Here is a 23,214-nt window from a genome sequence, read left to right as displayed (position 1 = left end):
ATGCTCAACGACATTCGTAATCGCTTGCGCAAACAGTCCGGCAAACCGGTCACCTCGCTGCATGGGCAACAGGACGAAAACCTGGAAGACCCGGCTGCAGAACTGATGGCGTGGGAGCGTGCAGCTCCGGACATTGTTTATGAGACCCGAAGCCAGGTCACCACGGTGGAGGCCGAGTGGCGGGAAAAGATCTATCAGCAACTGCTCAAGGTCATGGACCTGTCGTTACTGGATACTCTTGAACAGGCCGATGCCGCACGCCAGATCCGCGAGATTTGCCAGCGCCTGCTCGATGAACATTCCGCGCCGGTAAGCTCCGCCAGCCGCCAGTTGATCATCAAGCAGATCACCGACGAGGTGCTGGGACTTGGCCCGCTGGAGCCGTTGCTGGCCGATCACAGTGTGTCGGACATCCTGGTCAATGGCCATGCCTCGGTCTATGTCGAACGCTTCGGCAAGCTGCAGCGCACTGACGTGCGTTTTCGCGACGATCAGCATTTGCTGAATATCATCGACCGGATCGTTTCCAGCCTGGGCCGGCGTATCGATGAGTCCTCGCCGTTGGTGGACGCCCGGCTCAAGGACGGTTCGCGGGTCAACGCGATCATCCCGCCGCTGGCCATCGACGGTCCGAGCATGTCGATTCGCCGCTTTGCCGTGGACCTGCTCAATACGGACAGCCTGATCCAGGTCGGGACTTTGACCCCGGCCATTGCCTTGCTGCTCAAGGCGATTGTCCGTGGGCGCTTGAACGTGCTGATCTCCGGAGGGACCGGCAGCGGCAAGACCACGATGCTCAACGTGCTCTCCAGTTTCATTCCACTGAACGAGCGCATTGTCACGATCGAGGACTCGGCCGAACTGCAACTGCAACAGCCCCACGTGGTACGCCTGGAAACCCGTCCCTCGAACATCGAAGGGCGGGGCGAGGTGAGCCAACGGGAACTGGTGCGCAACAGTCTGCGGATGCGCCCGGACCGCATTGTCATCGGCGAGGTGCGGGGAGCCGAGGCGCTGGACATGCTGACGGCGATGAACACCGGTCACGATGGCTCGTTGACCACGATCCACGCCAATACCGCGCGCGATGCATTGGGGCGTATCGAGAACATGGTGTCGATGACGGGGGCCACGTTCCCGATCAAGGCCATGCGTCAGCAGATTGCGTCGGCCATTGATGTGGTGATCCAGTTGGAGCGCCAGGAGGACGGCAAGCGGCGGCTGGTCAGTGTGCAAGAGATCAACGGCATGGAAGGCGAGATCATTACCATGACCGAAATATTCTCCTTTGCCCGTCAGGGCATGGGCGAAAACGGCGAAGTGCTTGGCGAGTACCGGCCCAGCGGCATGATCCCGTCATTTCGCGATGTCTTGGCCAAGCGCGGTATCGAACTGCCACTGACGATGTTCAGGCCTGAATGGATGGAGGAACGGCAGTCATGAACCAGATTCCCGGTGAATTCATTCTGGTCTTTCTCGGCATGGTGTTTATTGCCGTGTTCCTCCTGTCCCAGGGGGTGGTGGTGCCGGTGTTCGGCGAGGCCGGCAAGATGCGCAAGCGCATCCGTGGCCGTTTGCATGAACTGGAGAAGGTCAACCAGCTGCCGAACATGCAGACGGTGCTGCGGCAAAAGTACCTCACACGCTTGTCGCCCATGGAGGCCTGGCTCGAGCAGTTGCCCTTCATGGAGTCCATCACCCAGATGATCGAGCAGTCCGGGCACGAGTACCGGGCCTATCGGGTGCTGCTGTTCGGGCTGTTGCTGGGGGGGGGCGCAGGTATTCTGGTGTGGATGATCTCTTCGGTCTGGTGGATGGCATTGGCAGTCTGCTTCGGGGTGTTCTGGCTGCCCCTGCTGAAGATTTCCCGTGACCGTGGCAAGCGTTTCGCGGCGTTCGAGGAGGGCCTGCCCGATGCCCTGGACGCCATGTGCCGGGCCTTGCGCGCCGGGCACCCGTTCAATGAAACCTTGCGGCTGGTGGGTGATGAACACAAGGGGCCGGTGGCGCATGAGTTCGGCCTGACCTTTTCCGACATCAACTATGGCAATGATGTGCGCCGGGCCATGCTCGGCCTGCTGGAGCGTATGCCGAGCATGACGGTGATGATGTTGGTGACCTCGATACTCATCCATCGCGAAACCGGCGGCAATCTGACGGAAGTGCTGGAGCGTTTGAGCCGGCTGATCCGCGGGCGATTCCGCTTCCAGCGCAAGGTCAAGACCTTGTCGGCCGAAGGGCGCATGTCGGCCTGGGTGCTGGTGGCCATTCCCTTCGTGCTGGCGATCGCGATTGTGCTCACAAGTCCCAGCTACATGCCGGTGCTGTTCAATGACCCCATAGGCCACAAGCTGATCATGGGCGCGTTCTGCGCCATGTTGATCGGGATTTTCTGGATACGCAAAATCATCCGGATTCAGGTTTAGGCGCCGGTCGCTACCGGGAGGTACAGATCATGGATTATTTGCTCGGGTTGTTCAGTCGGGTGACGGGTAACGAGGAGTTGGCGCGCCTGTTGTTCGTTGGTGCCATCGGTGCCAGTACGATTCTGGCGGTGGTCACCGTGGCGTTGTTGTTGCTCGGTCTGCAAGACCCGGTGCAGCGTCGTCTGGCGCTGATCAAGCGTGGTGGTGTGGTGTCCGGGCAGGAGGCACCGGGCAACCTGCAACTGTTGCTGGAGCGGGTGGGGCAACGCTTTGGCTCGGCCGAATCGACCAAGGCCTCCGCGACCCAGATGCTGTTGATACATGCCGGCTACCGCTCGACTTCGGCGGTGCAGATGTACTGGGCGGCGCGCTTGCTGCTGCCGTTGGTGCTGATCGGTGTTGCGCTGCTGGTGTTACCGCTGATCAGCGGGCTCTCCCTGGCCCTGGGTATGCTGCTGGTGCTCTTGGTGGCGGGTATTGGATGGCTGGTGCCGGCATTTTATGTCAACAAGCGCAAACAGATGCGACAAGCCCGTTTGCGGGCTGCGTTTCCGGATGCCCTGGACCTGATGGTGGTGTGTGTGGAATCGGGCCTGGCCCTGCCTACAACCATTGAACGGGTGGCCGAGGAGATGGCGGTCAGTCAGATTGAGCTGGCGGAGGAACTGGCGTTGGTCAACGCGCAAATCCGTGCCGGGGTGACCAGTACCGAGGCGCTGAAACAACTGGCCGAGCGTACCGGGCTCGAGGATGTCCAGGGCCTGGTCAGTCTGTTGGCACAGAGTATTCGCTTTGGTACCAGTGTGGCTGACACTCTGCGCATCTATGCCGACGAGTTCCGTGACCGTCGTACACAGGCGGCCGAAGAGATGGGCGCGAAAATCGGTACCAAGCTGATCTTCCCACTGATCTTCTGCTTGTGGCCAAGCTTCTTTCTGGTCGCCATCGGGCCGGCCATGATCGGAGTGTTCAGGGCGTTCGGGAAAATGTGAGGCAGGCGTTGGTGGCTGTTTGAGGGGGGTGCTATCGGAACATGGGGTGGAGCAGGCGAGGGGAGCATTCAATTCCGTCGCCGTTGTGGCCCTGCACCTGGCCCACATTACCCTTTCAGTCCTGAAACAAGCTTACGGCCATTGCACCTTGACGCCCGATGCACCGCATCGGGCGTTTTGTATGCTGAGGGCGTGCGCGGTCGCTCCAGGTTGTAAAGGGTGATTGCCTCTCGCAGCATTCTCCGGGCCTGTCGCGATCACTTGCCGCAGGCTTGTCTTCAGCTGGTTGGGGTGACAGCGAAAGCGATGATGGCTGGCGCAAGCACGGGTGGCAGGCCCGCTTCCTGCGAACTCGCCACGGTGCTCACGCAAGACCTCGAACAAAGGATCCAGGTCTGAGCACTCTTGTCTTTAGCGCTGCTCGTGCATCAGTGAGAGCGGCTTGCGAGTGCCGATAGAGGTTTGGTGTGTTCGGATTTCACCCGCTATCGTTATGAGCTTCGCGCCTTTTTCGACCTGATCAACGACCAACAATTCAAACGTCAGCGAGTCATCTCGTTGGCCGGGCGTTGCACCCCTTCCCATTGCACTTTCCTGAGAAAGAAGCTTGAAGGTGTAAAGCTCAGCCAGCACAAAAAGTTGCCCCGGCCTGTTGGCCGGACAACATTGGAATACGCTTGTATTGACTGACGTCAGAGGCTGATGTGCCTCTGGCGTGACTCAGTCACTGGTAATGTCTCCCGCCATATCCTGGTCATAGAACTCCGGAATCTTGTACGTGTAGCTATCGAGCCAGCGCTGCATGGCCAGGTCACGTTCGGTGGCCGAGGCGGCTTGCAGTTTAGGGGACGCCAATACACCACGAATCTGCAGTTGCAACCATTGTTCCGTGCCTTGCTGCGGGACGGATGAGGGACCTGGATCAATCGCCCAGGCGCTCGTGGACAGGCAGGTGATGCACATCAGAGCCAACCGTTTGGTCTTCATGTCAGTTCCTCGTAGGGTCTACTTGATCGCCGCCGTAGAGGCGCCGACCGCCTCTGCTACGCGATTGGGCGCGGGTTCCGTCGATTTACCCGAGGCCTTGAGCTTTTCCGCGCGAGCGTGAGCCTCCGAGACCTGGCTGGAGGTCAGGCTGGCGCGAGTCGCGAGTTCTGCGGCCTGCTTCCATTTATCCTGATAGATCAGCAGCGTGACCATGTTCAGGGCTGCCGGTGAATCTTCCTGCTTGAGTTCCAGGGCGGTCATGAACTCGAAGCGTGCTTCCTCGATCCGCCGTTGATTGAGGTAGACGACCCCCAGGTCATTGCGGATTTTCTCGTCGGTGGGGGCCATTTTCGCCGCGCGCTCAAGGTGCGCTGTGGCGACTGCGTAATCACCGCGGGCAGCCGCCAGTTGCCCCAGGCCATGTTCTCCTTCAGCAGTCAGGCAGGTGCCGATCAGGCTCTGATACAGCGGCCCGGCCTCGCTACGGCCGAGCATGCGCAGTACCCGCGCCTTGCGCAGGCGAACCTGGACCAGGTCATCCGGCAACCCGTCCAGGTTCGCCAGGCTGGCATACAGGCGGCCATCGTTGGCCATCTCTTCGGCCAGATTCAGCGACAACTCCTGGTCCGAGGTGGGCTTGGCGCAACTGGCGGGTTTCGAAGAGAAGCCGTTTGAGGCGCACCCTGCGAGCATCAAGCTCGCCGTTAGTGCAATGACTGCTTTCATCGAGTGTCCTCTGGCGATGCCCCCTTGAGTGCTCGGCCAGCGGTAATACGGCTCGCCGGCCAGGCGCTCAAGGTCACTGTCATGACGGGGAAGGGTGAGAAAAGACCGATTCAGGCACCGGCTCATTGCGATAACCCGGTGCGTTTGTCGAAGTCGCCGTTTTCCAGGAAGAACATACGGTAGAAATTCGGATCGTAGTTGCGCAGTTGCTCGCCTGGCAACGAAGGCAGCTTCGCGTTGGCGGCCAGCGGCTGGACCAGGTGTGGCGTAACGATCATCAGCAACTCGCGTTCTTCGCGGTTGATGGCGTTGTCACGGAAGAACGCGCCGAGCACCGGAATGTCGCCCAGTCCTGGAAACTTGTTCACTTGAGAGGAGTTGCGACTGCTGATCAAGCCGCTGATGACGAAGCTTTCGCCATCGGCCAGCGAGATGCTGGTGTCGGTGCGTCGTATGGTGAGCGCCGGCACGGCGGTCCCGGCGATCTGCACGGCGTTGCTGAAGTCCAGTTCACTGACTTCCGGTGCCACTTTCAGGGAGATGCGATCACGCCCGATGATGGTGGGGGTCAGGGTCAGGCGGATACCGAACTCCTTGTACTCGATGGACACGTTGTCGCTGCCCGAACTGGGCACCGGGATCGGCACTTCACCGCCGGCGAGAAAGCTTGCGCTCTGTCCGCTCAAGGCGACCAGACTGGGCCGCGCCAGGGTGTAGGCGAAACCGCTGCCTTCCAGGGCGTTGATCATCACCAGGGTTTTGCCACCGAGATAGGAGAGGTTGAACGAATCGTTGTTGAATGGCAGCCTGGGCTGGACGATGCCGTTGATGGTGGGCACGGTTCTTGGCGAGCCGAACAGGAAGTTGCCGCGTTCTCCGAAAATCGAGGCCGAGGCTTCCTTGAGTTTGGTACGGCTGACTTCAACGAAGCGGATGTCGGTCTGCACCTGGCTGGGCAACATTGAGTCGTCGGTAGGTCCCGTCGCCACACTGGTCAGTGCGGCGGTCGCCTTGCCCTTGACGAATATCATGCTTTGGCGTGGTGTGGAGGAGCAGGCGGTCCAGACCATCAGGCTGGTGGCCCCCGGGGCGATACCCGTGAGGATAAATGCGCTACTGCTGCTGGTTTGCACGTCGGCGACTTTCGGGTCGCCCACCGCCAATTGCGTCACCGGGACGGGCATGCGCAGCTCACTCTGCAGCCCTTGGCCGACTTCATACACGGCGGGTAAGTTGGCCAGTTGCGCACAATTGCTCGGCGCAGCCTGGGCGGCATCCACACTAAGGCCCACCCACAGCAGGCCATGGAAAACTCGCTTGAAAGCGGGCAGGGTACGATAGTTCATTAAGTGCATCCTCGCTGAATACGTAGATTTTCCTGGGTGCTGTGCATAGCCGAGCCCCGGACACGGGTCGGGCCGACCGGTGAAGTGACTTCGGTAAACGGGGTGAGAGTGAGAAATATTTCTGGAGACGGGAGCCGGGAGGCCTGGTTCGCACGCCCGGTCAAGCCGACGGCAGTCAGGGGGCAAGCCAGGAACAAACGGGCCAGGATCATAGTGTGGTAGTTCCTTATGCCAATCCGCTAATTGATCACTGAACAAAACGTATGCAACTTGCACCAGCAAGACGTTCTCCTTGTTTGAAAGTAGTTCAAACAAGGCAAACCGCCATATTGCAAAGAAAAGCTTTCGTTAAATAATCAGGAACACTTCTGAAAGCAGGGACTTGGGGAGAGGTGTTGCCACGGTTTCTGGGTCTCCTACGCAAAGTGGACAGCTTAGTTCAGGGATTTTCGGGCACGCTTTTTTATTCCACTGCTCAAAAATTTCGTACATCGAGCGGAATCGGTTGGCGCGTCGTAAGTCTTTTTCAGCCGCGGAGCTAGCCCATTGCGGGGTATTTCTACACGCCGTGCAGTGCCTCTGGTTGTTACCGAATGCACTGACTCGGTGCGAAACACGATGGAGGTAACAGTCGCGAACGCGCTGCCGTGCTTCTCGAAAACCGCTTTTCGACGCTTGAGACCCTTATTCCAGAGCCTCTGATCTTGTTTTGTGCGGAGTGAGTCAGCCAATGGTTGATGAGTTGGCTGATTGATTGCATATGCTTGTACGTACAAGTAAGTGTCTGTGCGTAGGAGTTGCCGGCAGGCATCGACGTACAGGACTGCTTAAAGCATGTGCTTGAGATGGGTTCGGGGTCGGAGGCGTTGCGTGCATTCCGGGAGTAGTACCCGCGCGCACAAGCGCCCTAGTGGTTTTCAGGAGTTGAATAATAATGAAAAAAACATTGCTGACCCTCTCTGCGCTGACGTTGTGCATGGCTGCAGGCCTGGCAACGGCCAAGGAATACAAGGAACTGCGTTTTGGTGTCGATCCGTCCTACGCGCCGTTTGAATCCAAAGCTGCCGATGGCAGCCTGGTAGGCTTCGATATCGATCTGGGCAATGCAATCTGCGCCGAGCTGAAGGTCAAGTGCAAATGGGTCGAGAGCGATTTCGACGGCACGATTCCGGGTCTGAAGGCCAACAAGTTCGACGGTGTGATCTCCTCGATGACCGTGACACCCGCCCGCGAGAAGGTTATCGACTTCTCCAGTGAGCTGTTCTCCGGCCCGACCGCGCTGGTGTTCAAGAAAGGCGCCAGCCTCAGCACCGACCCGGATTCCCTGAAGGGCAAGACTGTCGGTTACGAGCAGGGCACTATTCAAGAGGCCTACGCCAAGAAAATACTGGACAAGGCCGGGGTGAAGACCCAGGCCTACGCCAACCAGGACCAGGTCTACGCGGACCTGATTTCCGGTCGCCTCGACGCCTCGATCCAGGACATGCTGCAAGCCGAACTGGGTTTCTTGAAGTCGCCTCAAGGCGTGGGTTTCGAGGTCAGCCCGCCGGTCGACAGCGAACTGTTGCCGGCCAAGACCGCAGTGGGTATCGCCAAGGGCAATACCGAGCTCAAGGCCCTTATCGATAAAGGCATCAAGGCGCTGCACGATGACGGTACCTACGCCTCGATCCAGAAGAAACACTTCGGTGATCTGAATCTCTACAGCGGCAAATAACGCCTCGCGCCCGTCCCCGGACGGGCGTTTTTTTATCGCTATAGGTCCTCAATTATGTTCGAAGCTGTGCTACAGACACTCGGGCTTTCCGCATTCAGCTTGCAGGGTTTTGGCCCTCTGTTGCTGGAAGGCACCTGGATGACCGTCAAGTTATCGATACTGTCGCTGTTGCTGAGCGTTGTGCTCGGCCTGATCGGTGCCAGCGCCAAGCTCTCCAGCGTCAAGTTGTTGCGGATTCCGGCCCAGCTCTACACCACGCTGATTCGCGGCGTGCCGGACCTGGTGCTGATGCTGCTGATTTTCTACAGCCTGCAAACCTGGCTCACCAGCTTCACGGTGGTCATGGACTGGGAGTACATCGAGATCAATCCCTTTGGTGCTGGGATCATCACCCTGGGCTTCATCTATGGCGCCTATTTCACCGAGACCTTTCGTGGCGCGATCCTCGCCGTACCCCGTGGGCAGATGGAGGCGGCCACCGCCTATGGTTTAAGCCGCGCCCAGCGTTTTCGCTTCGTGGTGTTCCCGCAAATGATGCGCTTTGCCCTGCCGGGTATCGGCAACAACTGGATGGTGATCCTCAAGGCCACCGCGCTGGTGTCGATCATCGGCCTGGCCGATCTGGTCAAGGCGGCCCAGGACGCCGGTAAAAGCACCTATCAGCTGTTCTTTTTTCTGGTGTTGGCGGCGCTGATCTACCTGGTGATCACCAGCGCGTCGAACGTTGTCCTGCGCTGGCTTGAACGGCACTACGCGGCAGGCTCCCGGGAGGCTGTACGATGATTGAACTCATGCAGGAATACTGGAAGCCGTTCTTCTATAGCGACGGTTACCACATCACCGGCCTGGCCATGACCCTGTGGCTGCTCAGCGCCTCGATCCTGATCGGTTTCCTGGTGTCGATCCCGCTGTCTATCGCCCGGGTTTCCTCCAGGTTCTACGTGCGTCTGCCGGTGCAGTTCTACACCTACCTGTTCCGGGGTACGCCGCTCTATATCCAGCTGCTGATCTGCTACACCGGGATCTACAGCCTGGCCGCGATCCGTGAGCAGCCGCTGCTGGATGCGTTCTTTCGCGATGCGATGAACTGCACCATCCTGGCGTTTGCCTTGAACACCTGTGCCTACACCACGGAGATTTTCGCCGGGGCGATCCGCAGCATGGCCCACGGCGAAGTCGAAGCCGCCAAGGCCTATGGCCTGACCGGCTGGAAGCTGTATGCCTACGTGATCATGCCATCTGCCCTGCGTCGTTCGCTGCCGTACTACAGCAACGAAGTGATCCTGATGTTGCACTCGACCACCGTGGCCTTTACCGCGACCATCCCGGACATTCTGAAAGTCGCCCGCGACGCCAACTCCGCGACCTTCCTGACCTTCCAGTCGTTCGGCATCGCCGCGTTGATTTACCTGGCGGTCACCTTTGCGCTCGTCGGCCTGTTCCGACTGGCTGAACGCCGCTGGCTGGCCTTTCTCGGCCCGGCTCACTAAGACTTCCCGTTGAGGATGCTTGCGCACATGTACAAATTGACGATTGAAGACCTGCACAAGAGTTACGGCAGCCACGAAGTACTCAAAGGCGTTTCGCTGAAGGCCAATACCGGTGATGTGATCAGCCTGATCGGCGCCAGCGGTTCGGGCAAGAGTACCTTCCTGCGCTGCATCAATTTTCTCGAAACCCCCAACGACGGCGCCATGAGCATGGACGGCAAGTCGATTCGCATGGTCAAGGATCACCACGGCATGCGCGTGGCGGACGATGCCGAGTTGCAACGACTGCGTACGCGCCTGGCGATGGTGTTCCAGCATTTCAATCTGTGGGGACACATGACCGTGCTGGAAAACATCACCATGGCCCCGCGCCGGGTGCTGGGCGTGAGTAAAAAGGACGCTGAAGAGCGTGCTCGCCGTTATCTGGACAAGGTCGGCCTGCCCGCCCGGGTAGCGGACCAGTACCCTGCGTTCCTCTCTGGTGGCCAGCAGCAGCGCGTGGCCATTGCCCGTGCGCTGGCCATGGAGCCGGAAATCATGCTGTTTGACGAGCCGACCTCGGCCCTGGACCCGGAACTGGTCGGCGAAGTGCTCAAGGTGATTCAGGGGCTGGCCGAAGAAGGCCGGACGATGATCATGGTTACCCACGAAATGAGCTTCGCGCGCAAAGTGTCCAACCAGGTGCTGTTCCTGCATCAGGGGCGGGTCGAGGAACAGGGCGCGCCAGAAGAGGTGCTGGGCAATCCGAAGAGCGAGCGTCTGCAGCAGTTCCTCAGCGGTAACCTCAAGTAACAGGCCGCGCTGTCAGGCCGGAGAGCAACTGCCCGTTGCTCTCCGGCCCGTGGATTCACAGCGAGAGCATCAAGCGCCCGGCAAACAGGATCAGGATCACGCCCATGGTCCGTTCGAACCAGTGGCCCATGCGCATGAACAACTCCCGCACCCGGCTGCTTGAAAAGAACAACGCCACAATCACGAACCACAGGGCGTTGACGAAGCACATCCACAGCCCGTAAAGCGCCTGCACCTGCAAGGGGGTCGTGGCGCTGATGAGGGTAGTGAATATCGCCAGGAAGAACAGCGTTGCCTTGGGGTTGGTGGCGTTGGTCAGAAAGCCTGTGGTGAAAGCCTTGAACAGGGTCTGCTGTTCCAGCGATGGCTCTTGCGTGTTCTCGCCTTCGATCGTCGACTTGGGTTTGCTGCGCAGCAGGCTCACGCCGAGGTACAGAATGTAGGCGCCCCCCACCACCTTGGCCACTGTCAGTAACCAGGGCGTGGTGTGCATCAATGCGCCCACTCCCAGCAAGGTGTACAGCACATGCACCGAAATGCCGGCGCCAATACCCAACGCCGTGCAGATCCCGACCACGCGCCCGAACCGCACACTCTGGCGGATAGTGACCGCAAAATCAGGTCCCGGTGCGACGACGGCCAGAAAATGAATGGTCGCCAGCGCCAGGAATTCGCCTAGATAATTCGAAAACATTTCAACTCCAGAAAGTAAGGGGGGAGGCATTGCCGCGATAGCCGACAAAAAACGACAGGCTCAATCGTGGATCGGCCAGTCCCGGTGTCACCGCGTGCATGCGGCGTGAATTGAACATGATGAAGTCGCCGGGCTGCGGAACGATCTCCAGGGTGGGCGGGCCGAGCAGGGCCGGGTCGATGCCATAGCTGTCGCCGCGCATTTCATCGAACCGCTCGGGTGAGATGTCGTGGTCCCAGATCTGCAGGGCGCCACCTTCGGTGGGCATATTCAGGTAGAGGTTGCAGGCAAATTGCGCCTCCAGGCTGCGGGCCTGAAAACTATCGGGTGCGTCCTTGGCGAAAATGTCGTGGTGAGCCAGGAAGCACACCCCGGGCTTGACCACTCGGGACAGGCCGGCGTACATCTTGCGACCGTACAGGGTTTCCAGGTGCGCCCCGGCTGGCCATGCCTCGTCGAGCAGGCAGCGCAGGGTGTCGACGGGGGAGGAGTAGGGCGCGCAACGGGCACGCAGTTCGGCGGTGTTGGCACTGGCACGCTCGAAATAGTCTTCGATCAGTGGTGGCTGGTTTTGCGCTTCGTAGAACGCCATGCCGATGCGTCCGATACTGGGAGCATTGAGGTAGCCCTCGAAACCGGGCGCGAGAATCTTGTTGCCGATCTTGCGGGCGAGCGGTCCGGGGAGAAAATGCTTGAGCCGGATGGCGAGCACTTCTTCGTTGGCCAGTTTTTGTAGGCAGGTCTCATCGAGACATCCGACGTCAAGCATCATGTCTTAGGTCCATCTAGCAGAGAGTCATCAAGCCTGCGAGTGCAGGCCCACCAGCTTCAGGCAATGACGCTGGCTTGAGCGCAGCGTCATCGCCGAATGACTCAGCTCACGTCGTAGCGAACTGAAAGCGCGCCTTTCTTTTGCGAAAGGGAGTCGATAGTGACCGTGCCTAATTCCCGCAGGCGCCGTACATGGGTACCGCCACAGCCGTAGGCGGGCAGTTCACCGAAGCCGATTTCCCGCGCGCCTTCGCGTAGCGAGGTCAAGCGCGGCAGATCATTGGCAATCCACTGGGCCAGGGTGTTCTGGAGCGTCTCGACGTTGAGCTCCTGTGGCGTCTGGCCCGGCATGAACGTCACGCGACCCTCGCCAGGCCAGTGGTGGGCCTTGACGGGAATCCAGCCCAGGGATTCGGCGCAGTGACCAATCAAGTGCCCGGCCGAATGCAGGCGGGTATTGAGTTGTCGACGCTGTTCGTCGACCTGTATCCGGGTCATTCCCGGGGCAACCGGCTGGTCGACGTAATGCACAATCCGATCTACTTCCTGGGTCACGCGCACGACCTGACTGTCACCAATCCAGCCGGTATCACAGGGTTGGCCGCCACCCTGGGGATGAAACAGCGTCGCCTGCAGCACGACGGCAAACTCGTTTTCGCAGGGCGTACATTCCAGGACTTCCACATTGGCCTTGAGGTCATCACTATGGAAAAAGAGGCGAAGCGTCATATTCCACGGCCTTACTAAAATTTCTATTTTTTATTATATGTACCGCTGAATTGCGTGATAATCCGTTTAAACATCAAAGGACTGTTGCGCTGTGAGCATAAATCTACCGCTGCCGTTGCTGGGTGAAATGGCGACTTTCGTCAAGGTCGTCGAGACCGGCAGCTTCTCCGAGGCCGCTCGGCAGATGGGCTCGTCACCGTCAGCGGTAAGCCGCAGTATCTCGCGTCTGGAGAAGGCCCTGGCCACCCGGTTGCTTCAACGCACCACGCGCAAATTGCGCCTGAGCGATGGCGGTGAAGAAGTGTTCAAGCGGTGTCAGGAGATGGTCAGCGCCGCCCGTTCGGTGATGGAAATCAGTGGTCAGTTCACCCAGGAGGCCGAAGGGCTGGTGCGGGTCAGCGTGCCGAAGGCGGTGGGACGATTCGTGATTCATCCCCACATGCCGGAATTTCTTCGCCGTTACCCCAAGGTCGATGTAGAACTGCTGCTGGAGGATCGCCAGGTTGACCTGATCGACGATCATGTCGACCTGGCCATTCGCATTACCGATCGCCCGCCCGCGGGGCTGGTGGGGCGGCAACTGCTGACCATCGACCACATGCTGTGCGCGACACCGCAGTACCTGGCGGAGCACGGCACGCCCACCCATCCCCATGACTTGCTCAATCACAGTTGCGTCTACCTGGGCGAAACCCCAAGCGATGCGCGGTGGAAGTTCAAGAAGGGCAGCAAAGCCGTTACCGTCGGCGTGCGTGGCCGATATGCGGCCAATCACACCGGCGTGCGCCTGGGGGCCGTGCTGCAGCACATCGGCATTGGCAGCCTGCCGTATTTCACGGCGCGCCATGCCCTGGAACAGGGCTTGATCGTGCAGGTACTGCCGGACTGGACCTTTCTGGCCTCCTATCATGGCGGCGCCTGGTTGCTGCATTCGCCGACGCGCTACCTGCCGCCCAAACTAAGGGTATTGATCGACTATCTGGTGGAGTGCCTGGAGAAGGAGCCGACCCTGAGCAACCCGGGCAAGTCCGGTGGTTCAGGCAAACTCGAGGCGCAGTACGAGTTGCCTGAGAGTGACGGGCTGTACTGAGGGCCAGGATTCATGCCCACAAAAAAGGCCCGCCGGTCGAACCGTACGGGCCTGTTGCGTCACTGAGCGCAGATCAGTGCTTGCTGTCCTGGTTCGACAGGGCCAGCAGTTGCTTTTCCTGGTTCCAGTCAAACGGCTCATCGTTCTGCTCGGCTTCATAACGACGTTCTTCGAGGGCCTGGTACAGGTCGATTTCATCGTCTGGCATGTAGTGCAGGCAGTCGCCGGCGAAGTACCACAGCAGGTCCCGTGGTACCAGGTGGGCAATTTGCGGGTAGCGTTGGATCACCTGGCACAGCAGGTCCTGGCCCAGGTACTGGCTTTCGATCGGATCGATCGGCAACGAGGCGCGCAGTTCGTCGAAGCGCTCCAGAAACAGCGCGTGGCTTTCTTCCGGAACCTGCTCGGCTTCACCGACAGCGACCAGAATACTGCGCAGGAGGTCGAGCTGGACGAGAGTTTGGTCGAGCATAACGGGAGTCCTCTAGAACTAAAGCAAAACGGGCGCCGGAGTATATAGCTCCGACGCCCGCATTTCATCATTGAACCGCTGGGCGTGCCGTTGCTTTATCGGATCTTGCCCTCTGCCAGCTCCAGCTGCTCCTTGGAAAAGTCATCGACATCGATCACTTTACGCCGCGCCACTTCGGCCTCGCGCAGGCTTTGCGCCTCTATCAGTTGCAGCACGCCGGCTTCCAGCGCGGCATCGATGAGGGGCTCTCCGGCAGCCGGTTTGAACTGCCCGCTCCTGAGTGCGTTGTGCAGCTTTTTCTGCAGCGGCTGTACAGCGCTCAACAGGTCGCAGGCCTGTTGCAGGGCGCCGACCGGGTCCTCGAGCGATTGTGGACGGTAGCAACCGCCCAGCAGTTCTTCGAGGGTCGGATCGCCTTTGGCGCGACCGATCACCGCCGCCACCTCGGCCGCGAGAGTGTCCGACGGGCCCTTGTGGCGCCGCCCGAACGGAAACACGATGACCCGTAGCAGGCAGCCCAATACCTTGCTCGGGAAGTTGCTCAGCAATTCATCGAGCGCGCGCTCGGACTGTCCCAGGCTTTCCTCCATGGCCCAGGTAAACAGGGGCGTCATGTGCTGCGGCGAATCGAGGTCGTGATAACGCTTGAGCGCAGCGGAGGCCAGGTACAGGTTGCTCAGTACATCGCCCAGGCGGGCCGACAGGCGTTCGCGACGTTTCAGTTCACCCCCCAGCAGCATCATGCTCAGGTCGGCCAGCAGGGCGAAGGCCGCGGCCTGACGGTTGAGGGCTCGGCAGTAGCGCTGGCTGAGCCTGTCTCCCGGAGCGCGTTCGAAGTGGCCAACACCGAGGTTGAGCATCAGGGTGCTGGCGGCGTTACCCAAGGCAAATCCGATGTGCCTGAGCAACAGGCCATCGAACTCCTTGAGCGCCTGGTCCTTGTCTTCGCGGCTGGCGAGGGCCATTTCCTGGAGTACGAATGGATGGCTGCGGATCGCGCCTTGGCCGAAGATCATCAGGTTGCGCGATAGAATGTTCGCGCCTTCGACAGTGATGAAGATTGGCGCGCCGTTCCAGCTGCGACCCAGGTAGTTGTTGGGGCCCATGATGATCGCCTTGCCACCGTGGACATCCATCGCATGGCTGATGCATTCGCGCCCGCGCTCGGTGAGGTGGTACTTGAGGACTGCCGACAGCACCGATGGCTTTTCTCCAAGGTCCAGCGCGGTGGCCGTGAGCATGCGCGCCGCGTCCATCATCCAGGCGTTACCACCGATACGCGCCATGGCTTCCTGAATGCCTTCGAAGGCCGCGAGCGGGACGTTGAACTGCTCGCGGACCTGCGCGTACTGGCCCGTCACCAGGCTGGTGAACTTGGCGGCACCGGTGCCGACGGCCGGCAGCGAAATCGAACGCCCGACCGACAGGCAGTTCATCAGCATCATCCAGCCCTTGCCGAGCATTTCCTGGCCGCCGATGATGAAATCCAGCGGTACGAACACGTCCTTGCCTGAGTTCGGGCCGTTCATGAAGGAGGCGCCGAGGGGCAGATGACGGCGGCCGATTTCCACGCCGGCGATATCGGTGGGGACCAGCGCGAGGCTGATGCCCAGGTCTTCCTGGTCGCCCAGCAGATGGTCCGGGTCATAGGCCTTGAATGCCAGGCCGAGCAGGGTGGCGACCGGTCCCAGGGTGATGTAGCGCTTTTCCCAGTTCAACCGCAGGCCCAGGGTTTCCTGGCCTTGCCATTGGCCTTTGCAGACCACCCCGGTGTCGGGCATCGAGCCTGCGTCGGAGCCAGCCAGGGGGCCGGTCAGCGTGAAACAGGGGATGTCATCGCCGCGCGCCAGTCGGGGCAGGTAGTGGTTTCGTTGTGCTTCGGTGCCGTAGTGCAGGAGCAGTTCGGCCGGGCCAAGGGAGTTGGGGACCATCACGGTGGACGCCAGGTCGCCACTGCGGGTGGCCAGCTTCATCGCCACTTGCGAGTTGGCGAAGGCCGAAAATCCCTTGCCGCCATACTCTTTGGGAATGATCAGGGCAAAAAAACCGTTCTGCTTGATGTGCGCCCAGGCCTCGGTCGGCAGGTCCATGGTCTGGCCGATGCGCCAGTCGCTGACCATCGCGCACAACGCTTCAGTCGGACCATCGATGAAGGCTTGCTCTTCTTCGCTCAACTGCGCCTTGGGGTAGGCCAGCAGTTTGTTCCAGTCCGGGCGACCGCTGAACAGATCACCATCCCACCAGACCGTGCCGGCATCGATCGCGTCGCGTTCGGTTTGTGACATCGGTGGCAGGGTTTTCTGGAACCAGCTGAACAGCGGCGCACTGAACAACTTGCGGCGCAGGTCTGGCAGCAGCAGGGGAGCGGCCACGACCGCGAGCATGATCCAGAATATCAATAGCAACCAGCCGGGTGCGCGACTCAAGACGCTCATCGCCACCAGGTAGACCGCAATGATGCCCAGGGCGGGCAGGGGCGCGGTGCGGCGGTGAGCCAGCCAGGCAATCCCGAACACCAGTACCAGTATCCACAACAGCAACATAGTCAATCCTCCGTGAAACCAAGGGCAAAACCACCTCCAGAGCGTAGACGGCATCTGTAAAAGGGGGCAGTGCGCGCGGTGTGTTTGAACAGGCAGGAAACAGGGTGGGTGGCAGCGTTGCCGGGGCCGACGAAAACCTTGGAAGAGCACGCAACAAACGCTGATGTTTGGCCGAAATGTCGTTATCTCTGTGCTGAAGGTGTCGCTAGACTCGGGGCTTCTCCAGGAGATTGTTCTCATGCACGAGTATCTGAGTCCCGGCCGCTTCATCGATAGTGACCACCCTGCGGTGGTGGAGTTCGCCGAAAAACACCGTGGCAGCAGCCGTGACCCGATCGAGCAGGCAATCAACCTGTATGGCGCGGTGCGCGAGGCGGTGCGCTACAACCCCTATACCTTCAGTCGTGATCCGGCGACCTTGCGTGGCAGCTATGCGCTGGCGACCGGCGAAAGCTACTGCGTGCCCAAGGCCACGCTATTGGCAGGCTGTGCCCGGCATTGCGGCATCCCCGCACGCATCGGCCTGGCGGACGTCCGCAATCACTTGTCGACGCCGCGCCTGATCGAGCTACTCAGGAGCGATGTGTTCGCCATGCACGGTTATACCGAACTGTATCTGCAGGGGCGCTGGGTCAAGGCTACGCCGGCGTTCAATGCCAGGCTCTGCGAATTGTTCGATGTGCCACCGCTGGAGTTCGATGGGCGCAACGATAGCGTGTTTCACCCCTTCAATCGCCAGGGACTGCAGTCGATGGAGTACCTGGTCGACCATGGCCAGTTTGTCGATGTGCCCGAGGATTTCTTTTTCAAGCACCTTGAGCAGTGCTATCCGCATTTGTTCGGCGATCAGTCGCCAGCCTTGCTGGGTGATATGCAGAGCGATTTGAGCCGGGCCTGATCCGGCGTAGACTCCCTCGGCATTCATCCATTGAGGGGCGGTCATGCTGAAGATCTGGGGACGGAAGAATTCATCGAATGTCAGGAAGGCGTTGTGGGCGGCCGAGGAGCTTGGCCTGAATTATCAGGCCGTGGACGCAGGCGGCGCCTTCGGTGTGGTCGATACCCCGGAATATCGGGCGATGAACCCCAATGGTCGCATACCGGTCATTGAGGATGACGGCTTCGTGTTGTGGGAGTCGAACACCATCGTACGCTACCTCATGGCCCGTCATGCCAGTGGTTCGTCCTGGTATCCGGCCGACCTGCAGGCCCGCGCGACAGCGGAAAAGTGGATGGACTGGACCACGTCCAGCTTTGCCGACCCGTTTCGCACGGTGTTCTGGGGCGTGTTGCGCACGCCGGCCGAACAACAGGACTGGATCGCGATCAAGGCCGCCATCGCTACCTGCGATGGCTTGCTGTCGATGGCCGACCGGGCACTGGCCGACCAGCCTTATCTGTCCGGTGATGACATCGGCATGGGCGACATTCCCTTGGGCAGCTTCATTTATGCCTGGTTCGAAATGCCGATCGAGCGTGCACCGCAACCGCACCTGCACGCCTGGTACCAGCGTTTGAAGCCGCGCCCGGCCTATCAAAAAGCGGTCATGACTGCGTTGACTTAATACTGACTATCAACACAGGTGACTGTACTTGTGCGGCGCCGCCAAGCACCATTGCGCTCATGCGTCGCGGTTGTCTTGCTCGCCGCCGCCCTTACTTGTTCCTTACTTCCCCTTCTTGGTGCGTAAATCCGATATGAGTTCTGCTCTGTCCATCCGGCAGCTAACCAAAACCTACGGCAACGGTTTCCAGGCCCTGAGTGGTATCGATCTGGATGTCGTCGAAGGTGACTTTTTCGCCTTGCTCGGCCCCAATGGCGCCGGCAAATCCACGACCATCGGCATTCTTTCAACCCTGGTGAACAAGACCAGCGGCACGGTGAATATCTTTGGCCACGACCTGGACCGCAACCCGGCCGCGCTCAAGCGCAGCATCGGGGTGGTGCCACAGGAATTCAACTTCAACCAGTTCGAAAAGACCTTCGATATCGTGGTGACCCAGGCGGGTTACTACGGCATTCCGTCCAGGGTTGCCAAGGAACGTGCCGAGCAGTACCTGACCCAACTCGGTCTGTGGGACAAGCGCGATGTGCCGTCGCGCTCGCTGTCGGGCGGCATGAAGCGTCGCCTGATGATTGCCCGGGCGCTGGTACACGAGCCACGCCTGCTGATCCTCGACGAACCGACCGCCGGCGTGGACATCGAATTGCGTCGCTCGATGTGGAGCTTCCTGACCGAGCTGAACCAGAAAGGCATCACCATCATCCTCACCACCCATTATCTGGAGGAGGCTGAACAGCTGTGCCGCAACATCGGCATCATCGACCACGGCACGATCGTCGAAAACACCAGCATGCGTAACCTGCTCGGCCAACTGCATGTCGAAACCTTCCTGCTGGACCTCAAGCACGACATGAAGGTCGCGCCGCAGCTGATCGGCTACCCGAGCCGCCTGCTGGACAGCCATACCCTGGAAGTCCAGGTCGATAAGGCCGCTGGCATCACGGCGCTGTTCGGTCAACTGGCCACGCAGAACATCGAAGTGCTGAGCCTGCGTAACAAAACCAATCGCCTCGAGGAGCTGTTCGTGTCCCTGGTGGAGAAAAACCTGGCGAAGGTGGCCGTATGAGTTCCGAACTGCAACCCAACCTCGTCGCACTCAACACCATCGTTTACCGCGAGGTCCGGCGCTTTACCCGGATCTGGCCGCAGACGCTGCTGCCGCCGGCTATTACCATGGTCTTGTACTTCGTGATCTTCGGTAACCTCATTGGTCGGCAGATCGGCGATATGGGTGGCTTCACCTATATGGAGTACATCGTGCCGGGCCTGATCATGATGTCGGTGATCACCAACTCCTACGGCAACGTGGTGTCGAGTTTCTTCGGCAGCAAGTTCCAGCGCTCCATCGAAGAACTGATGGTGTCACCGGTTTCGCCCCACACCATCCTGATCGGCTACACCCTGGGCGGTGTGCTGCGCGGGTTGATGGTCGGGATCATCGTGACCTTGCTGTCGCTGTTCTTCACTGACCTTCAGGTGCATCACCTGGGGGTGACTATCCTGGTGGTGGTGCTGACGGCGACGATCTTCTCGTTGCTGGGGTTTATCAACGCGGTCTTTGCGCGCAACTTCGACGATATCTCGATTATCCCGACCTTCGTGTTGACGCCGCTGACTTACCTGGGCGGGGTGTTCTACTCGATCAGCCTGTTGCCGCCGTTCTGGCAGACGGTGTCGTTGGCCAACCCGGTGCTGCACATGGTCAACGCTTTCCGCTACGGTATCCTGGGCGTCTCGGACATCAGGATCAGCATCGCCATCACCTTCATGCTGGTTGCCACCGTGGTGCTGTACGTCGGCTGTGCGCGGCTGCTGGTCAGCGGGCGGGGGATGAGGACGTAAGCTTCAAGTTGCAAGCTACAAGCCTCAAGCTGTTGATTTGGTTTGCAGCTTGCAGCTTGCAGCTGCTACAGCCGACTTTTCTTACGCCGCGTCCATTGCCGGCTGACCCACCAGCGCCAGTAGGTCATGGTCATGCAGTAGGCCAGGGCACCCAGCACCAGGCCCGCCACCACCGATCCCAGCAGGAACGGCTGCCAAAGGCTCGCCAGTTCGCCGCTGATCCATTCCCAGGTCAGTTCGTCCGGCAGGCTGCGCGCCGGTACATTCATCAGCCAGGCGCCGGTCTGATAGGTGCAGAAAAACACCACGGGCATGGTGATCGGATTGGTCAGCCAGACCAGGCTCACCGCAATCGGAATATTGCCGCGCACCGAGATCGCAAGGGCGGCCGCCACTAGCATCTGCATGGGAATCGGCAAAAAGGCGGCGAACAGACCCACGGCCATGGCCCGGGCAACCGAATGCCGATTGAGGTGCCAGAGGTTGGGATCATGCAGCAGTGTGCCGAGAAAGCGTAAGGATTTGTGTTCCTTGATGCTGGTCGGGTCTGGCATGTAGCGTTTGAATAAGCGCCGGGGCATAGGGCTTCTCGGTCAGATCAAGCGGCAAGTATGCCCGGATTCTACTGAGCGCCAATTCAGACTTTGTGACAATTAATAAACGCGGGCCTCTGTGACTCGGCTAATCCAAGAGAGGGAACTCTCAAGGACGGGCTTATGCGCACAGGGATGTTGGCGCTCGCGATGGGTCTGTTGACCCTGGTTTTTTTACCGGTGCTACCGCCGGTCGGGCTGTTGCTGTCGTTACCGGTGCTGGCCCTGATGCTGCTGCCGTTTCGCACCTATGCACTGGCGTTTTTTCTGCTGGGTTTCACCTGGGCATGCGCCAGCGCCCATTGGGCACTGACTGACCGCCTGACACCCGACCTTGACGGTCAAACCCGCTGGGTCGAGGGGCGGGTGGTCGGCTTGCCGCAAGAAACCCCGGGCGTAGTGCGTTTCGAATTGGCCGATGGCCAGGCGCGACGTACGCCGTTGCCCAGCCTGATGCGACTGGCCTGGTACGGCGGCCCGCCGGTCAACAGTGGCGAGCGCTGGCGCCTGGCGGTGAAGTTGAAGCGCCCGGCAGGTCTGCTCAATCCCCATGCCTTTGATTACGAGGCCTGGTTGTTGGCGCAACGCATCGGTGCCACGGGAACGGTCAAGGACGGGCAATTGCTCAGGCCGGCGCAAGGGGCCTGGCGTGATGCCATTCGCCAGCGCCTGCTGGCGGTGGACGCCCAGGGGCGCGCGGCTGCGCTGACGGCGCTGGTGCTGGGCGATGGATCCGGATTGAGTCGCGATGACTGGCGCGTATTGCAGGACACCGGCACCGTGCACTTGCTGGTGATCTCCGGGCAGCATATCGGCTTGTTGGCTGGCATGGTGTACCTGCTGGTTGCCGGGCTGGCGCGTTACGGGCTGTGGCCCCGACGCCTGGCGTGGCTGCCGTGGGCGTGCGGTCTGGCGTTTACGGCGGCGCTGGGCTACGGGGTGCTGGCCGGGTTCCAGGTGCCGGTGCGCAGGGCGTGTGTGATGATCGGGCTGGTGTTGTTGTGGCGCCTGCGTTTTCGTCATCTGGGGGCCTGGTGGCCGTTGCTGCTGGCGCTGAACGCGGTGCTGTTGCTGGATCCGCTGGCGAGCTTGCGGCCGGGATTCTGGCTGTCGTTTGTGGCCGTGGCGGTGTTGATCTTCACCTTTGGCGGTCGACTAGGTGCGTGGCGTTGGTGGCAGACCTGGACGCGAGCGCAGTGGTTGATAGCCATCGGCCTGTTCCCGGCGTTGTTGATACTGGGGCTTCCCGTCAGCCTGACCGGACCGCTGATCAATCTGCTGGCCGTGCCCTGGATCAGTCTGCTGGTGTTGCCCCCGGCGTTGCTGGGAACACTGCTGTTGCCGTTGCCTTATGTTGGCGAAGGCTTGTTATGGCTGGCGGGTGGCCTGCTGGACGTATTGTTCAAGGGCCTGGCCTTGGCGGCGGGGAAGGTGCCGGCATGGCAGGCTCCGGCCATTTCACCCTGGGCCTGGGGCGTGGGGGCCCTTGGCGCCGTTTTGCTGTTGTTGCCCAGTGGCGTGCCGCTGCGGTGGCTGGGCTGGCCGATGCTGCTGGTGCTGGTGTTCCCGCCGCGAAGCACGGTGCCGGAAGGCATGGCTGAAATCTGGCAACTGGATGTCGGTCAGGGTTTGGCCATGGTGGTGCGCACCCGTCATCACACATTGCTCTATGACGCAGGTCCAGGTTTCGGCGACCTCGATCTGGGTGAGCAGGTGGTCCTGCCGGCCTTGCGCAAGCTGGGGGTTCGCCGGCTGGACCTGATGTTGATCAGCCACGCCCATGCCGATCACGCTGGGGGCGCGCGTTCGGTCTACAGGGGGCTGCCGGTAACACAGGTTATCGGCGGAGAGCTCCAGGGCTTGCCGAAAGTGCTGCGGGCCAGGGCTTGCGTCAGTGGCGAGCACTGGGAGTGGGATGGCGTGCGCTTTGTGCTGTGGCAATGGGACCGGGCCGGTGACAGCAATCAACGCTCCTGTGTCTTGCTGGTCGAGGCCGGTGGCGAACGTTTTCTGCTGACGGGCGACATTGATGCCCATGCCGAACGGGCCTTGCTCAAGAGCCCGTTGGCCGTCTCCACTGATTGGCTGCTGGCCCCCCATCACGGCAGCCGCAGTTCGTCTTCGCAAGCCTTTGTGGAGGCGCTGGCCCCCAAGGCCGCGCTGATTTCCCGCGGTCACAACAACAATTTTGGTCACCCCCATCCCCAAGTGGTGGCGCGTTACCGCAGGTTGGGGGTGCAGGTCCTCGACAGTGTGGAGCAAGGGGCCGTGCGTGTGCGTCTCGGGACGTTCGGGCCGGCTGAATCCATGCGCCAGCAACCACGCTTCTGGCGCGCGGCGCCGCCCGTCAGCCATTCGCCTTGAAGGAGGCGGGGATATCACGGTCGTCGGTGAGCCGAGCCTCTATGTCGAGTGTGTATGGTAAAGTGGCGCACTTTT

23 protein-coding genes are annotated in these 23,214 nt (G+C 60.5%); 13 read left to right on the top strand and 10 right to left on the bottom strand.

Annotated elements, in window-relative coordinates; genetic code table 11:
• From CKW07_RS04400 to CKW07_RS04390, 3 genes are read left to right on the top strand one after another with little or no spacing between them, the layout of a single operon-like run.
• Complete coding sequence (locus CKW07_RS04400) at positions 1-1,443, top strand: CpaF family protein (protein ID WP_095143770.1); 1,443 nt, start codon at positions 1-3, stop codon at positions 1,441-1,443.
• On the top strand, positions 1,440-2,426 hold the full coding sequence (locus tag CKW07_RS04395; RefSeq protein WP_095143769.1) for a type II secretion system F family protein: 987 nt from the start codon (positions 1,440-1,442) through the stop codon (positions 2,424-2,426). Before CKW07_RS04400 ends, CKW07_RS04395 begins: the two co-directional genes overlap by 4 nt.
• 29 nt (positions 2,427-2,455) lie before the next feature.
• A complete protein-coding gene (locus CKW07_RS04390) occupies positions 2,456-3,418 on the top strand; it encodes a type II secretion system F family protein (protein WP_095143768.1) in 963 nt (320 codons plus the stop codon).
• A gap of 411 nt (positions 3,419-3,829) precedes the next feature.
• Here the strand turns inward: CKW07_RS04390 and CKW07_RS25150 are convergent, their stop codons facing one another.
• The 4 genes from CKW07_RS25150 to CKW07_RS04375 all read right to left on the bottom strand — a co-directional run bounded on the left by CKW07_RS25150 (position 3,830) and on the right by CKW07_RS04375 (position 6,477).
• Complete coding sequence (locus tag CKW07_RS25150) at positions 3,830-4,051, bottom strand: hypothetical protein (protein WP_141234420.1); 222 nt, start codon at positions 4,049-4,051, stop codon at positions 3,830-3,832.
• Positions 4,052-4,138: 87 nt separating this feature from the next.
• Positions 4,139-4,405: a DUF3613 domain-containing protein gene (locus CKW07_RS04385; protein ID WP_095143767.1), complete on the bottom strand. Its 267-nt coding sequence runs from the start codon at positions 4,403-4,405 to the stop codon at positions 4,139-4,141.
• An 18-nt stretch (positions 4,406-4,423) separates the two neighbouring features.
• The gene (locus tag CKW07_RS04380; protein WP_095143766.1) at positions 4,424-5,131 is read right to left on the bottom strand and encodes a tetratricopeptide repeat protein; all 708 of its coding nucleotides are present in this window, start codon (positions 5,129-5,131) and stop codon (positions 4,424-4,426) included.
• Positions 5,132-5,253: 122 nt separating this feature from the next.
• Positions 5,254-6,477, bottom strand: a complete 1,224-nt coding sequence (locus tag CKW07_RS04375; RefSeq protein WP_095143765.1) for a type II and III secretion system protein family protein — start codon at positions 6,475-6,477, stop codon at positions 5,254-5,256.
• A gap of 934 nt (positions 6,478-7,411) precedes the next feature.
• On the opposite strand from CKW07_RS04375, the gene CKW07_RS04370 reads away from it, so the two are divergent.
• From CKW07_RS04370 to CKW07_RS04355, 4 genes are read left to right on the top strand one after another with little or no spacing between them, the layout of a single operon-like run.
• Entirely contained in the window at positions 7,412-8,194 is a 783-nt protein-coding gene (locus CKW07_RS04370; protein WP_095143764.1) for a transporter substrate-binding domain-containing protein, read from the top strand.
• Between the two features lie 54 nt (positions 8,195-8,248).
• Positions 8,249-8,977, top strand: a complete 729-nt coding sequence (locus CKW07_RS04365) for an ABC transporter permease (RefSeq protein WP_095143763.1) — start codon at positions 8,249-8,251, stop codon at positions 8,975-8,977.
• Positions 8,974-9,684 (top strand): ABC transporter permease, encoded by a 711-nt coding sequence (locus CKW07_RS04360; RefSeq protein ID WP_095143762.1) that lies wholly within the window; start codon positions 8,974-8,976, stop codon positions 9,682-9,684. Before CKW07_RS04365 ends, CKW07_RS04360 begins: the two co-directional genes overlap by 4 nt.
• A 27-nt stretch (positions 9,685-9,711) precedes the next feature.
• On the top strand, positions 9,712-10,476 hold the full coding sequence (locus CKW07_RS04355) for an ABC transporter ATP-binding protein (RefSeq protein ID WP_095143761.1): 765 nt from the start codon (positions 9,712-9,714) through the stop codon (positions 10,474-10,476).
• 55 nt (positions 10,477-10,531) lie between these two features.
• Here the strand turns inward: CKW07_RS04355 and CKW07_RS04350 are convergent, their stop codons facing one another.
• From CKW07_RS04350 to CKW07_RS04340, 3 genes are all read right to left on the bottom strand, one after another.
• Positions 10,532-11,170 carry a LysE family translocator gene (locus tag CKW07_RS04350; RefSeq protein WP_095143760.1) on the bottom strand — a complete coding sequence of 213 codons (639 nt, stop codon included), beginning with the start codon at positions 11,168-11,170 and terminating at the stop codon, positions 10,532-10,534.
• Position 11,171: 1 nt separating this feature from the next.
• Entirely contained in the window at positions 11,172-11,942 is a 771-nt protein-coding gene (locus CKW07_RS04345; protein WP_095143759.1) for a 2OG-Fe(II) oxygenase, read from the bottom strand.
• A gap of 101 nt (positions 11,943-12,043) precedes the next feature.
• Positions 12,044-12,670 (bottom strand): hypothetical protein, encoded by a 627-nt coding sequence (locus tag CKW07_RS04340; RefSeq protein ID WP_095143758.1) that lies wholly within the window; start codon positions 12,668-12,670, stop codon positions 12,044-12,046.
• Between the two features lie 91 nt (positions 12,671-12,761).
• Here CKW07_RS04340 and CKW07_RS04335 point away from each other — a divergent pair, with 91 nt between their 5' ends.
• Positions 12,762-13,760, top strand: coding sequence for a LysR family transcriptional regulator (locus CKW07_RS04335; RefSeq protein ID WP_095143757.1), 999 nt, complete (start codon positions 12,762-12,764; stop codon positions 13,758-13,760).
• Positions 13,761-13,833: 73 nt separating this feature from the next.
• Here the strand turns inward: CKW07_RS04335 and CKW07_RS04330 are convergent, their stop codons facing one another.
• Together CKW07_RS04330 and CKW07_RS04325 are read right to left on the bottom strand one after the other, a co-directional pair.
• Positions 13,834-14,232: a PA2817 family protein gene (locus tag CKW07_RS04330; RefSeq protein WP_095143756.1), complete on the bottom strand. Its 399-nt coding sequence runs from the start codon at positions 14,230-14,232 to the stop codon at positions 13,834-13,836.
• Between the two features lie 95 nt (positions 14,233-14,327).
• A complete protein-coding gene (locus CKW07_RS04325) occupies positions 14,328-16,775 on the bottom strand; it encodes an acyl-CoA dehydrogenase (protein WP_095143755.1) in 2,448 nt (815 codons plus the stop codon).
• Between the two features lie 238 nt (positions 16,776-17,013).
• Here CKW07_RS04325 and CKW07_RS04320 point away from each other — a divergent pair, with 238 nt between their 5' ends.
• From CKW07_RS04320 to CKW07_RS04305, 4 genes are all read left to right on the top strand, one after another.
• Positions 17,014-17,673, top strand: a complete 660-nt coding sequence (locus CKW07_RS04320) for a transglutaminase family protein (protein ID WP_095143754.1) — start codon at positions 17,014-17,016, stop codon at positions 17,671-17,673.
• A gap of 43 nt (positions 17,674-17,716) precedes the next feature.
• Positions 17,717-18,340: a glutathione S-transferase family protein gene (locus CKW07_RS04315; protein WP_095143753.1), complete on the top strand. Its 624-nt coding sequence runs from the start codon at positions 17,717-17,719 to the stop codon at positions 18,338-18,340.
• Between the two features lie 133 nt (positions 18,341-18,473).
• Positions 18,474-19,406, top strand: a complete 933-nt coding sequence (locus tag CKW07_RS04310) for an ABC transporter ATP-binding protein (RefSeq protein WP_095143752.1) — start codon at positions 18,474-18,476, stop codon at positions 19,404-19,406.
• A complete protein-coding gene (locus tag CKW07_RS04305) occupies positions 19,403-20,182 on the top strand; it encodes an ABC transporter permease (RefSeq protein WP_095143751.1) in 780 nt (259 codons plus the stop codon). Before CKW07_RS04310 ends, CKW07_RS04305 begins: the two co-directional genes overlap by 4 nt.
• Before the next feature lie 65 nt (positions 20,183-20,247).
• Here the strand turns inward: CKW07_RS04305 and CKW07_RS04300 are convergent, their stop codons facing one another.
• Positions 20,248-20,763 carry a DUF2062 domain-containing protein gene (locus CKW07_RS04300; RefSeq protein ID WP_095143750.1) on the bottom strand — a complete coding sequence of 172 codons (516 nt, stop codon included), beginning with the start codon at positions 20,761-20,763 and terminating at the stop codon, positions 20,248-20,250.
• 135 nt (positions 20,764-20,898) lie between these two features.
• On the opposite strand from CKW07_RS04300, the gene CKW07_RS04295 reads away from it, so the two are divergent.
• A complete protein-coding gene (locus CKW07_RS04295; protein WP_095143749.1) occupies positions 20,899-23,139 on the top strand; it encodes a DNA internalization-related competence protein ComEC/Rec2 in 2,241 nt (746 codons plus the stop codon).
• The last annotated feature ends 75 nt before the right edge of the window (positions 23,140-23,214 follow it).

Origin of the sequence: Pseudomonas sp. Irchel s3b6 (assembly GCF_900187415.1) — a bacterium.
GTDB lineage: Bacteria > Pseudomonadota > Gammaproteobacteria > Pseudomonadales > Pseudomonadaceae > Aquipseudomonas.
Note: the sequence above shows the minus strand (reverse complement) of the source record. Positions and strands in the feature narration are given on the sequence as shown.